This is a genomic window from Gemmatimonadota bacterium, from assembly GCA_022560615.1.
Classification (GTDB): Bacteria; Gemmatimonadota; Gemmatimonadetes; order Longimicrobiales; family Gaopeijiaceae; genus UBA1138.
Genome location: JADFSR010000023.1, coordinates 1 through 12,549 on the forward strand (window position 1 = coordinate 1; position 12,549 = coordinate 12,549).

12 protein-coding genes and 1 tRNA gene are annotated in these 12,549 nt (G+C 65.6%); 2 read left to right on the top strand and 11 right to left on the bottom strand.

Annotated elements, in window-relative coordinates; translation table 11 throughout:
- Together IIB36_13235 and IIB36_13240 are read right to left on the bottom strand one after the other, a co-directional pair.
- The coding region (locus tag IIB36_13235) for a hypothetical protein (GenBank protein ID MCH7532705.1) at nt 1-222 on the bottom strand (222 nt) is incomplete at its 3' end.
- A gap of 581 nt (nt 223-803) precedes the next feature.
- Nucleotides 804-893 (bottom strand) — tRNA-Pro (locus tag IIB36_13240).
- Nucleotides 894-1,119: 226 nt separating this feature from the next.
- On the opposite strand from IIB36_13240, the gene IIB36_13245 reads away from it, so the two are divergent.
- Nucleotides 1,120-1,536 (top strand): hypothetical protein, encoded by a 417-nt coding sequence (locus IIB36_13245; protein ID MCH7532706.1) that lies wholly within the window; start codon nt 1,120-1,122, stop codon nt 1,534-1,536.
- A 72-nt stretch (nt 1,537-1,608) separates the two neighbouring features.
- Nucleotides 1,609-1,989: a DUF2784 domain-containing protein gene (locus tag IIB36_13250; protein ID MCH7532707.1), complete on the top strand. Its 381-nt coding sequence runs from the start codon at nt 1,609-1,611 to the stop codon at nt 1,987-1,989.
- Between the two features lie 35 nt (nt 1,990-2,024).
- Here IIB36_13250 and IIB36_13255 read toward each other — a convergent pair whose 3' ends face one another.
- The 9 genes from IIB36_13255 to IIB36_13295 form a co-directional block, all read right to left on the bottom strand.
- Nucleotides 2,025-3,716 carry a methanol/ethanol family PQQ-dependent dehydrogenase gene (locus tag IIB36_13255; protein MCH7532708.1) on the bottom strand — a complete coding sequence of 564 codons (1,692 nt, stop codon included), beginning with the start codon at nt 3,714-3,716 and terminating at the stop codon, nt 2,025-2,027.
- Nucleotides 3,717-3,780: 64 nt separating this feature from the next.
- Nucleotides 3,781-4,377 (bottom strand): Rieske (2Fe-2S) protein, encoded by a 597-nt coding sequence (locus tag IIB36_13260; protein MCH7532709.1) that lies wholly within the window; start codon nt 4,375-4,377, stop codon nt 3,781-3,783.
- 47 nt (nt 4,378-4,424) lie between these two features.
- Nucleotides 4,425-6,632 carry a S9 family peptidase gene (locus IIB36_13265; protein MCH7532710.1) on the bottom strand — a complete coding sequence of 736 codons (2,208 nt, stop codon included), beginning with the start codon at nt 6,630-6,632 and terminating at the stop codon, nt 4,425-4,427.
- A gap of 97 nt (nt 6,633-6,729) precedes the next feature.
- Nucleotides 6,730-7,128, bottom strand: coding sequence for a type II toxin-antitoxin system VapC family toxin (locus IIB36_13270; protein MCH7532711.1), 399 nt, complete (start codon nt 7,126-7,128; stop codon nt 6,730-6,732).
- Complete coding sequence (locus IIB36_13275; protein ID MCH7532712.1) at nt 7,125-7,355, bottom strand: hypothetical protein; 231 nt, start codon at nt 7,353-7,355, stop codon at nt 7,125-7,127. Before IIB36_13275 ends, IIB36_13270 begins: the two co-directional genes overlap by 4 nt.
- Before the next feature lie 74 nt (nt 7,356-7,429).
- Nucleotides 7,430-10,729, bottom strand: a complete 3,300-nt coding sequence (locus tag IIB36_13280) for a PD40 domain-containing protein (protein MCH7532713.1) — start codon at nt 10,727-10,729, stop codon at nt 7,430-7,432.
- A gap of 40 nt (nt 10,730-10,769) precedes the next feature.
- A complete protein-coding gene (locus IIB36_13285) occupies nt 10,770-11,504 on the bottom strand; it encodes an alpha/beta hydrolase (GenBank protein ID MCH7532714.1) in 735 nt (244 codons plus the stop codon).
- Between the two features lie 33 nt (nt 11,505-11,537).
- Nucleotides 11,538-12,146 carry a DUF374 domain-containing protein gene (locus IIB36_13290; protein MCH7532715.1) on the bottom strand — a complete coding sequence of 203 codons (609 nt, stop codon included), beginning with the start codon at nt 12,144-12,146 and terminating at the stop codon, nt 11,538-11,540.
- Between the two features lie 145 nt (nt 12,147-12,291).
- On the bottom strand, nt 12,292-12,501 hold the full coding sequence (locus IIB36_13295) for a hypothetical protein (GenBank protein ID MCH7532716.1): 210 nt from the start codon (nt 12,499-12,501) through the stop codon (nt 12,292-12,294).
- Nucleotides 12,502-12,549: the final 48 nt, after the last annotated feature.

A 12,549-nucleotide genomic window follows, 5' to 3' on the forward strand; every position in this document is an offset into this window, starting at 1 on the left:
GCCTTCAAGCTGCGTTCCGGCCTGTCGCGCCTTTTCGAGCAGCGCGAATTCAGCGTGCGCTCCGAGAATCTCACCACGATGCGCTCGATGCAGCTCCTGACCCGTCGATGAGCAGAGGATAGCACCCACAAACGGATGGATGCGGTTGTCTTCACTTTGTGAGAGCTTCGCTTCCTCGATGGTCTGTGTCATCAGGGAATACTTCAGGTCATCTGGAATCACTCTGATTCAACTCCCTATTCTCACCCGGCAGCTTGGCGCTTAACGTCTGTATCTCCGCACTACCCCTAACCCCCCAAAACCCGGGGATCTCCGAAGTACGCAAGACCTGATCTAGGCCGGGGATCTGCGAAGTGGTGCGGATAATGCCTTATAGTGGGCTGTTGATCTTTTGTTCACGCCGGGGTGTGCCGGGTGAGCGGCCGGACCTCACCACGCGTGGGCGGTTCCCGGCATCCCCTCCCAGACAGCCGCTACCGCCAAATCGCCCGCCATTGGGACGAGCCCAAATGGGCGCGTGGTGGGCACAGACCGGCCGAAACAGGACGAAAAGACCCGAAACGAGACGAAGCGCCCGAACGCAGAAAGTCCCGTCTCCGTGGAGGAAACGGGGCCTTCCGAGTGATTCAGAAAGGCCCCGCTCTAAGCCAAAGACCGGTGTTCCTTGCCGGGTCGAGGACGCGGAAAGAGCGGCCGAAATCGAGACTCTGTGGTGACTATGTGGTGACTCCTCTCCATTGAGGATCCCCAAATGACAGACGTCGCAGCGACGTAAACCACTGCGAGGCTTCTCTTTACTTCAATCGGGGCGCCCGGATTTGAACCGGGGACCCCCTGCTCCCAAAGCAGAGATGCTCGCGATCACGAAGCCGGTCTCCGGCATCCACGCCCCCGCTGCAGTGATATCGTCCAGAGCCAGAAGATCAAACAGTGTGATCGTCACGAGTGCGATCGCGGAGCCCAAGCGACGGACGGAGCCGGTCGAAGGCGCTCCTGTGAGTGGCTTATCGTAGTCCACATCGCCATTCTGGTCCGGAAGGAGCCCAACCACGGAGGCACCCCATGTCAGCACCGACTTCCCGCACTCCTGCCGCCCTCGGCCTCGCCACCGTCCTCGTCCTGTCCCTCACGGCGTTCGTCACCCGTCACGACGCCGCGCCGACGAGTCTCCAGGTCGAGCCGTTCCCCGTCGAGTACTACTACAAGGTCCGTTGGGGCCATTTCGAGGAGTGGCTCGAGCTGTACAAGAAGAACCACTATCCGGTCCTCGAGAGGCTCCAAGAGCTGGGCGACATCGTCGAGATGTCGGCCTCGTCCCCGTTCTACCACGCCGGGGAGGGCACCCGCTGGGACTTCCGCTTTACGATCGTTTGGCGGAACGCCGAGGTCGCGCACGCGGAGCGCGACACCGAGCCGATCCTCCGCGAGCTGTACCCCGACAGGGAGACGTTCACGGCGGAGGAGCAGCGGCGGTTTCAGCTCCTCGAAGAGCACCTCGACGTTCCAGTGGTTCCCTACGACCTCACCCAATGGTGATCGGACACCGCCCGACGCGCCGTCCGGAGATTCCCCGACGACGAGGGTCAGCCCGACCCGATTTGCCCCGGCATGATCTACGGACTGCTCGCTGACCTCGTACTCGCGCTGCACGCGCTCTTCGTTGTGTTCGTCGTCCTCGGAGGGTTGCTGGCACTGCGCTGGCGTCGCGCGGCGTTCGTCCACGTACCGTGCGCCCTGTGGGGGGCATGGGTCGAGCTGGTGGGCTGGATCTGCCCGCTGACCCCTCTCGAGGTCTCCTTGCGACAGCAGGCCGGTGAGGGCGGCTACGCCGGCGGCTTCCTCGAGCAGTACCTCGTTCCGATCCTGTATCCCGGCGATCTGACGCGCGGCATCCAGATCGGGCTCGGCGTCTTCGTGCTGGTCCTGAACGTCGCCATCTATGCGGCCGTGATGCGGCAGTGGAGGCGCTCGCGGACGGACGGCGTTTGAGCGCGACGCAGGCCCGGCCGACCTCCCCCCTGCAACTACCCTCCCAGCGCGAACACCCAGATCACCCCACCCTGGGGCACGAACGTCTCTGTTCCGCGGTCGGCGTCGACCCGTCGCTGCATCGATGCCGCGTCCACGCCAAAGCCCGACTGGACGGCGATGTACTGCACGCCATCGACCATGTAGGACGACGGCACCCCGATGACACCGGAGTTGGTTCGCTGCTGCCAGAGCTGGTCACCTGTGCGCGCATCGAACGCGCGGAAGTAGCGATCGCTGGTGCCGCCCATGAAGACGAGATTTCCGGCGGTCGTCATCACGGGGCCCCAGTTCGGGGAGTCGAATTCGCGTGTCCACACTTCCTCGCCGGTGTCTATGTTCCAGGCTTGCAGCTCGCCGATGTGCTCCGCTCCCGGCCACACGGTCAGATCCGTGTCGGCCCCGATGAACGCCCGGCCTGGGCGGTACGTGACCTCCCGACCCTCGATCGACCCGCACAGATTCTCGTTGGCGGGGATGTATAGCAGACCGGTACCCGGATTGTAGGCCGCGGGCGGCCAGTCCTTGCCACCCCAGAGTGAAGGGCAGAAGTCGGCCTGGAAGCCGGTGCTGGGCTTCCTGAGTTGGTCGTACGTCGGCCGACCCGTCTCTGGGTCTATGTTGATGAAGACGTTCTGGCGCACATACGGCCAGGCGTCAACGAACGAGATCGCATCCGCGCTGCGCTCGAGCAGCCACAGGTACCCGTTGCGGCCCGGGTGCACGAGAGCCGGAAACGTCCGCCCGTCGCGCTCGACATCGATCAGAAGAGGCGTCGAGACCTCGTCCCAATCCCACGACCCGTTCCAATGGTACTGGTGATGGCCGACGAGCTCGCCGGTATCGACGTTGAGCGCGACGACAGAATTGGAATAGAGGTTGTCCCCGGGTCGGACGTCCCCCATCCACGGACCGGGATTGCCGGTGCCCCAGTACGTCAGGCCCAACTCGGGATCGTAGTGCCCTGTGAGCCACACGGCGGCGCCTCCGGTCTGCCACGCGTCGCCCCACCAACTCTCGTTCCCCGGCTCGTCCGGGGCCGGCACGGTGTGGGTCCTCCACACCTCCTCGCCGGTCTCGGTATCGAGCGCTACTACGAAGCCGCGGATGCCGAGCTCACCGCCCGAGACGCCGACCATGACTTTCCCACGCGCGGTGAGCGGCGCGAGCGTCATGTAGTACCCTCTGGCATTGTCCGCGACGGACTCGTCCCAGACTACTTCCCCCGTCGCTGCGTCGAGCGCGACGATCCGGGCGTCGAGCGTTGCCATGTAAACTTTGTCGCCGAACAACGCCACTCCGCGATTCGTGTAGTGAAAGCCGATCACGTCCTCCGGCATCTCGTGCTCGTACAACCAGAGCAGATCGCCCGTCCGCGCGTCGATCGCGATCACCTGATTGCCCGGCGTGGTGACGAACATCACGCCGTCGTTGACGATCGCCGGCGCCTCGTGGCCGCTGTTCACGCCGGTGGAGAACGACCAGACGGGGACCAGGTCGGCAACGTTGTCCGCGTCGATTTGATCGAGCGGGCTGTAGCCCCAGCCGTCGTAGGTGCCTCGGTAAAAGAGCCAGTTCTCGGGCTCGGGGTTTTCCAGACGCTCGTCGGTGACCGGTCGATACGGTTCCGCGGTCTGCTGAGCTGTCGCTTCACGAGGCACGAGCAGGCCGGCCGCGATCATTACCATGGTCGTGCAACAGCATCGGTCGAGCTTCATCACGTTCCCCCTCAGGTAGCCTGCTGGTTGTCCCTCAGCGCCGCCGGAATCCCACCCGCCCGAGGAAGCCGCCCCCCGCCATCAGCGTGCCGTCGACGATCTTGAGCGGGAGCGCCGCGAGACGCCGCCGCGCCGGACCTTCCGTCACTTGCCCGTTGTCGCTCGGGTCGAACTCGGAATCGTGGCAGGGGCACACGAGCTGCAACCCGTCTTCGTTCCAGTCGCTGACGTCACATCCCTCGTGTGTGCATACCGCCGAATAGGCGACGATTCCTTCCACGGCGCGAGCCGCAGTCTCCTCGGTGAGACTCGAGGGGTCCATGCGCACGAGCATCACCTGATCCAGTCGCGATTCCGATGCGACATGCGCGCCGTCAGAGTCGGCGGGATACGCGAAGAGCTGGGGGCCGCCGAGCGGGACGTCGGAGGGCGCGATGACCTGGCCCTCCCTATCACCGAACGCGAAGACCAGCACGTCGCCTTCGGCCGGGTGCTCGTGCTCCTCGAGCGGCGTAGCGTCAGCCTCGGGCGGTGAGGGCGTTGCGCCAGGCTCCGCAGCGGACGTGCAGTCCGTCAGCCCGGACGCCAACCCCAGGCCCACGAACGCCTTGAGCGCGGCTCGCCGGTCCATGCCCTCACTCGCCACTTTGTTCGCCAGCTCCGTCGTCTCGTCGTGTGTCACCTCGCCCCCCCGTTCCCGGCCGCACGCTCCGGCCGGAGGTACATCTCGAACCAGTCGAGCATCCTCTTGTGCACGTCGAGCGCGTCGGCGCGCGAGTGCCGATACAGGCTGTGATCGCCCTCCTCGTAGAGCACGAGCGTGGCGGCTTTCCCCAACCGCCTGAGGGCGTAGAACATCAGCTCGCCCTCGCCGACCAGAATCGTGTAGTCCTTCACACCGTGCGTGAGCAGCACCGGCGTCTCGACCTCGTCGAGGTGGAAAAAAGCCGACTGGGACAGGTAGCGCTCCATGAACTCGAACGGGCTGCCCCCCATGCGCGCCTGCCCGGTCTCGATGTTGTCCGAATCGCGGTCCCGGCCGCTCGCCCAGTTGCGGATGAGATCGGGAGGCGTGGCGCGCGAGACGGCGCAATCGAAGACCTTCGTCTGCGTGATGACGAACGACGTGCCGTACGCGCCGAAGCTGCCACCCCAGAGACAGAAGCGGTCGTTGGTGAAGCCCATGTCACGCACCATGTCGACCGCGGGCACGACGCTCTTCACATACGACGTGCCGGTCTCGCCGACCTTCACCTTCACGTTGGGCATGAGAACGGCGTAGCCGTGAGTCGCGAAGATCTGGTGACGTGCGCTGAAACGATGGATGCTGGGGGTGAGCTTCTCATAGATGTACGTGATCACCGGAACACCGTCGGTCGCTCCGGGAGGTCGATACAGGAGCGCGCCCAACCGCTCGCCGTCCGCGTTGTCGAAGTGCAGGAGCTCCGGCTTGCTGAACGCAAAATCCGTCAACTGCGGGTTGAGCTCGGTCACGCGTGTGCGACGTCCTGTGGTGCCGTCGATAAACCACAGGTCGGACGGCGCGGTCGCCGACTGGATCGTCAGCAGGAGCCCGTCGGGAACGGGCATGAGGTTGCCGTACGCCTCCTCGCCGGAAGCCAGCTGAGAGAGTCGCCCCTGCGCGAGCTCGTAGCGGTACAGCGTCTCGTCATAGGTGCGGTTGTCGACGGCGCGGAAGAAGAGCGAGGATCCGTCCGCGCTCCACACCGGGCCACTCACGTTGTCGTCGAAGTCCGCCGTGAGGTTGCGGGCCGTGCCGTCCTCGCTCGACACGAGGTACAGATCCATGAACGGCCGGGCGATCGAATACATGCCCGGCTGCGGGGCCTCGATCTCGGGGTCGCTGATCGACGGGTCGGCCACCAGGCTCACGAAGCGCGTCCCGTCAGGAGACCACGCGAGGGGCGTAAAACGGGCGCCGGGGCCGGAATCGAACGGGATACCGCTCCCGCCCTCCGCCGGGCCGGGATCGTTCACTCCGAGCGTCAGCAAGCGACCACGGCTGCGCCACGCCAACCGCCCGTCCGGAAGCCAGGAGAGTCGCTCGCCGCCGTCGGTGATCTTGCGCGGAGCCCCGCGAGCGTCGATCCGCCAGAGGAACGTCTCGTTACGCTCGCGGCGGGCGATACCCGCTGTGGCAGGGCTGGGCAGAGCAGCGATCACGTGTCGCCCGTCTGGGGAGACCGCAAAGCGCCGAAGCGGCTGGTCGTCCTCGAGCAGCGTCCGCTCCGTGCCGTCTCCGACGTCCACGACGGCCAGGCCGGCGCGGCTCCGGTTCGCGAAGAAGGCGTCACCGGGCAGGACCTCATCCGTGCTCTGAAGCACGCGCACGCGGGCGGGCTCACGCGCCTCCCCGGATGCATCAACAGGCGCCGCCGGTCGTGCGTAGACGACCTGACCGTCGGACACCCACTGGGGGGCCATCGTCGCCTTCCCAGGGAACGGAGTCCCGACCGTGCGCGTCTCTCCAGTATCGGCACGCCAGACGGCGAGCTGTCCCCCGCCGGCTCGCTCGAAGAAGAACGCCAGGCGTGAGCCGTCAGGTGAGAAGACCGGGAAGGAGCTACGCTGACCGTCGGAGCCGAGCGCCACGGGCGGACGCGCGGACGGCCCGTCGAGGCTCTGCACGTAGACCGTACCCAGGGGGAAACGCTCCAGGATGTTCCACTCTTCTGTCACGTCCGGTAGCATATACGCGATCCGGCCGCCGCCCGAGGCGACGGAGACACCTCCGCTGATCTGCGCCAGATCGAGCATGTCCTCGGCGGTGAACGGACGAGTCTGCGCTCCGGCAAGCGCCGGAACCGTCGCGCATACACCGACAAGTAGGAGCGGTACGCCCCCGCGGCACTTCCTGCTGATCATCTCCACCTCTCATCTCCGGCTGTTGCCCGCATCCTACGACCGGAGTCGATGCGCCGCATGTCGTCGCGTTGGTCGGCGGTGCCCGAGTTCCGAGGTCCTACCGTACCACCCGAACCTTCGCCCGATGACCGGGCGCGTCAGCGCTCCGAGCATCACAGGTGAGTAGCGGACAGTCGAGGGCCTCCGCGAGCGCAACGTACGCGGCGGCGTAAGCGCTCAGGTTGTCGCGCAGCGTCCACATGCGCGACACGAGAATCCCAGCGGAGTGTCTTTCGACGGGTAGGGCGTCCAGTAGCTCGACTGCCCCGGTCGCCCTCGCGTCCGAGACCGCGCCCGACCGCGCCAAGCGTCGAAACGCCTGCACGACCTCGACATCGAGCAGATCCGGCGCGAAGAATGAGCCGTCCGGGTCGTCCAGCATTTGCGCCACTACGGCGTCACCACGCTCGCTTCCCATCAGCCACTCCACCACGGCAGAGGCGTCCAGGACCATCACCGGGTGTCGCGGTCCTCACGGATGACGTCTGCGGCTGGAGGGGCATCGCACACTGGGCCCAACTCACGAACCCGCGCCACGATCTCGTCAACGCTCAGCCGCCGTATCTCTTTCTGCAGTGCTCGTAGCGCTAGATCGGAGAGCGTTACCCCCTCGAGGGCCGCCTTGGCCTTGGCTCGGCGGTGCAGCTCCTCCGGCACATTGCGAATCTGGATCATGACAGACATGTGACTAGCATGTGCACATGCGTTCGGCATGTCAATCGGGATCGTGGTCTACGACGATTGCTCCGATGACGCGGTCAGTTCGACGTCGTCGTCCGTGCCAGCAGCTGGGCCAGCAGTACCTCGACCGCCCGCTCGAGCTGGCTGTCGCGGCCGAGATAGCTCTCGCCGGTCGGTCGCTCCACTTCGATGTCGACCGGCCGGGGGTTTCGCTCCATCACCTGGCCACGAGTGTCGCGGATCTTCGTGCGGGGCATGCGAACCGACGTCCCATCGACGAGGCCGACGCTGCCCGTGTAGATGATCCAACCCGCGGTGGGCTCACCGACGACCTTGCCAAGCTGCAGCGTGCGGTACCCCTCCGTGAAGTCCTCGCCGTCCGAGAGCGTGTGCTGGTTCGTCACGAGGACCGTCGGCGCGAGCAGGGCACGCTGCCCGAGCTGCACGCGTGAGGGAGCGATGTTGCCGCCCCGGTTCTCCATCGTGAAGTAGTTCTGACGCGCGAGGATGTCGATCGCGTAGACGTTCACGAAGCCGCCGTTGTTGTTCCGGACGTCGATGACGACGCCGTCCTTGGCGTGGTTGCCTTGGTCCAGGTCGAAGATCAGCTGGTCGAGCGCACCTTGGGACATCGACGCGATGTGCACGTACCCGAGGCGGCCGTCGCTCAGCTCATCGACGTACGCCCGCCGACCCTCGACCCACGCCCGGTAGACGAGTTGTCGCTCGGCCCCCGTGCTGATCGCCTGCAACTCCACGTCACGAGCCCCCGAGCCGTTGGCACTGGCCGAGACGAGGACCGCGGCCTTCTCGCCGGGCGTGCCGGCCAGGACTTCGTTGAGGTTCGTCGATCCAGTCAGCTCGGTGCCGTTCACCTCCAGAACGTAGTCCCCGAGCTCGATGCTCCCCTCCACGTGTGCGGGCCCGAGCTCGATGATCTCAGTGACCCGGAAACGACCGTCGTTCTCGAAGACCGTGCGGTCGAAGCGCAGCCCGAGCTTCCCGGTCTGCTCGGCGCCTCCGCCGCCGCCACCACCCCGGTGCCCGAGGTGGGACGCGTTCAGCTCTCCGAGCATCAGGTTCATGAGACGGCTCAGCTCGGCGCGTGTCTTAGCGCCGGCGACGCGCGGCGCGAAGGTCTCGCGGACCGCGTCCCAGTCGGTGCCATGGAATTGGTCGTCGTAAAAGCCGTCACGCATCTCGCCCCACGCCTGCTCGAAGACGGCGAGCTTATCCCGCTCGAAGTCGACGTCGACCTCGGCGGAAGTGGAGATCGAGCGCGTGTCACCGGAGGTGACGTTCATGACGCTGATCCGACCACGACGAAGGAGATAGAGCTCTCGCCCATCCTTTGAGAACTGCATCGATGCGCCACCGCCGCGGCCACCACCCCCGCCCCGCCCGCCCCCACCCTGCTCACGCTCACCGAGTGGCCGGACGTCGACGCCGCCGTCGGGCTCGAACGTCACGTAGTACAGGCCTCCCTGCCCCGAGACCGCGGCGTGCTCCCCGTCCGGACTCAAGACGACCGCTCGCACACTGAAGTCCAGATCGACCAAGTTTCCTCGGCGCCGGATGCCGTCGAAATCGATCTCGACGTCGGCGGGCGCCTCAGGAGCCGCCGACACCTCGGGCTCGTCCGCCCGCACACGCTCGGGCCGCGCGGGCCGCTCCTCTGTCTGCTCCTGGTTGAAGAGGTCCCAGAACCGGTCCTCCTGGAACGTCGGCGTGAGTGGGATCAGGTCGACGCGCACCAGCTTACCCGGTTCGGTCCGCTGGCCGGTCCGGAAGACCAGGTACTCTCCGGTCGAGCTCCAGTCGAGCGATCCGAAGTTCGTGTTCGCGAGGAAGCTCACCTGCCTCGCCGTTCCACCGTCGATGGGCACGACCATCGCGTTGTTGAACTCGTCAGTGCGGCCCGCGTACGCGATCCATTTGCTGTCGGGGGACCACGTGTACGACCCACTCCCGCTCGTACCCCGTGCGAGAGATCTGTCCTGGCCGGACTCCATGTCGATGACTCGGAGCTCCTGGCCCGCGCGGTTGTAGGCCAAGTAGCGGCCGTCGGGCGAGAAGCTGGGATTGTCGTCGCGGCTCGCGCTGTTGGTGAGTTGGCGCTCCTGCTCGGTCGTGAAGTCGTACGCGAAGATCTGCGGGGTGCCATTCCTCCACGAGACATACACGATCTCGTCGGAGTCGCTCGACCAGGTGACGTCGCTCTCGGCCGCCGGCGTGTCGGTGATCCTCGCAGCCGGAGCGTCGCCCTCCAGGGGGGCGGCGAAGACCTCCCCGCGCGCGACGAACGCGAACTTCTTCTCGTCCGGAGACACGGCGAGCCCGCTGAAGCCGTCCGTCATCTTCTCGACCTCGGGCCTCGGACCCTCGACCGAGCCCATGAGGTTGATGTCCAGCTGGACGGTCCGCCCAGACGCGACATCGTACGTCCAGATGCCGAAGCTCCGCTCGAAGGCGATCAGCGGTCGGTCGACCGCGATCGTCGGCCAGAGTACCCTGCCTTCGGTAAAGTTCGTGAGCCGCTCCTCGCCCCCCATGCCGCCAGCGTCAGCGGGGACGGACCACAGGTTTTCGGAGCCACTGCGGTCGGACATGAAGTACACGCGGTCTCCGGCGTCATCCCACATCGCCCAGGAGTTCTTACCACCCGTCGTGAGCGGTGAGTAGGTCGGGGGCGCACCTTCGCGGACGAGCCAGATCTCGGCCTCGTCGATGTGTGCGTGGCCGTTCCGCCACCACTGGCTCCGCGCCATGTTGCCGCGCGTGCTGATCGCGACGACGCCCGCCTCTGGTCCCGGAGCGGCGAAGAACTCGGTCTCGTACCGGTCCCCGGCGACAGTGAACGGCGTCCCGCCCGAGGCTCGGACGCGGTAGACGTCGGTTACGCTCGAGATGTCCTGGTCGGACGACGAAAAATAGACCCACTCCGAGTCGCGCGACCATCCGTTGAGCTGCTCCGCACCGGAGGCGTAGGTGAGCCTCGAGACGTCTCCGGTCCGCAGGTCCATCACGTAGATGTTGAGGCCACCATCCCGGTCGGAGTTGAAGGCGATCCGCGATGCGTCCGGGGAGTACAGCGGCCTCGACTCGTTCCCCGAGTGGGCTATGAGAAGTCGCGCCGCGCCGCCCTGCGTGGACACCGTCCAGATGTCTCCACCCGAGACGAAGGCGACCTCGGAGCCGTCGGGTGAGATCCCGGGCTCGGCGAAGGAGGGGAGGCCCTCGATGCCGGTCTGGGCGGCCAATCCTGCCTTTGCCGCCGTCAAAGCGGGACCACCCACCAGGAGTGCCGAACAGAGCGCCATAGACCCGAACGTGAACACGATTCGGACTGCCGGGGCAACGGGTCGGAGAGCGAACATCGGGTCCTCCACGTTACTGATTCGAGAAGACGATACGGGACTACGGGTTCGTCGGACTGAACCGACCGTTTCGCAGAAAGTGCACGACCTGCCTGGCCACATCTCTGCGGTTCATGATGAACGTGTGCGTCGCGGAGATGACCAGAAAGTCCGCCGACCCCTCGACGTTGGCACGGCCCACGGCAACCTTGCCGTCATCAGGCCCTGGAATCACCCACGACCCTACCGGGCTCAGGCTCCGGTCGCCGGCGATGATGCCCAGGTCGAATCGTGCCGGGCCCAGTTGCTTGGCGATGCCCGCGGAGTCGGTCCCCAGTTGCGAGGCGGCAGGGCCCACGAATAGATCTCGAAGTCGCGGCGAATCCGCGAAGGCGTCGACGATCTCGCTCCCCTGGCTCGGGGGACTCAGCATCACGACACGCCCCTTGTGCGGCTCGGGCTGCTGGGAGAGATAGCTCCGGACCAACACGCCTCCCATCGAGTGCGTGACGAAATGCACCTCTTCCGCATGATCCGCACAGCACAGCGCCACCGCGGCCTCGAGCTGATCGATGAGGACTTCCATGGGCTCCGACGTCGATGCATACCCAAAGCTGGTAACGCCGTAGCCGGCATCCTCGAGGCGCGCCACGAGAATCGCCATCGAGGTAGAGGTACGGCGCAGGCCATGCAGGACGATGACGGACTCCGCCCCGTCCGGGGGCGGCGATGACGAGCATCCGGAAAGGACCAGAAGTGCACAGGTCAGTGATTTGAAGAGATGTCTGCTCGTCATCTTGGCCATCTAGCGATCTGCGGGGCTCTCTCTCTACCCTAGGGCGTGGGTAAGTGCTTCAATGCTCTCGTCGAAGGTGCTCGCCGTCACGGTGATCGGAGCTCCGAGGGCCACGTGAATAGTGGAAAAGGGCAGCGGCTGCATCTTTCGATCCCACGAATCGGTTCGAAAGCAGCGGTTCGCTGAAATGCGCATGGGAAGGATCGGCACGCCACTCTGAACGGCCATGTGAAGCACGCCTTTCTTCAGTGTTCGCGGCGGTCCCTTCGGACCGTCCGGAGTGACGAACGTCGAGTACCCTTTCTTGAGGTAACTCACGATCTCCTCCGCGGCTCCGCGACGGCCGTTCCCCGTCGATGAAGGCACGAGTTTCTGTACGCCGACCAAACTCAAGAGGACCCAAACCGGCTTCGTATACCAATCCGAGTGCACGATCCAGGCGTGCGGGCGCTGCCGTAAATAGGCTGGAAGACGCGGCACCCATGTTTCGACCGACAGGGGGCCGGACTCATGCCACTGGCAAAGAATGAAGTTCGAGCCGTTCGGCACGTTGTCGGTGCCCGTAACTCGGATCCTCAGGGTCAATCGGAGCAGCAGTATGTAGATGAACCAGAGCCCCCCCCCAACGTACCCGTAGACCAAGAACGGAATTCGGAATTTGGGCGGGACGTTGTCTACCCGATATCGTCTGAACAGTGGTTGATCCTCCGACCGGTGGCTTGGCGCGGGGACTGGTAGCCTGCGTAGGCGTACCACCGCAAGGCGTGAGGGGGTTCACGCCCGTGGGCTACCTCGTGCCGTCCACCGCAGCCGTCGGCTCGCGGCCCGGAAAGACCTCCTGGAAGACGGTGCCGAAACGGGGGTCACCGTACAGGGCACGGAATCGGGGAACGCCCCGGATCCCCGGCAGCATAGTGTCGCGATCAGCCAGCGCTTGTTCGAGATAGTCGAGGGCGCGCTCCACGTCACCGGTCAGCGACAGGGCCGCCGCACGCAACTTGAGATATGCTCGTCCCCAGAGCGGGCCACCAGATCGGCCGCCACC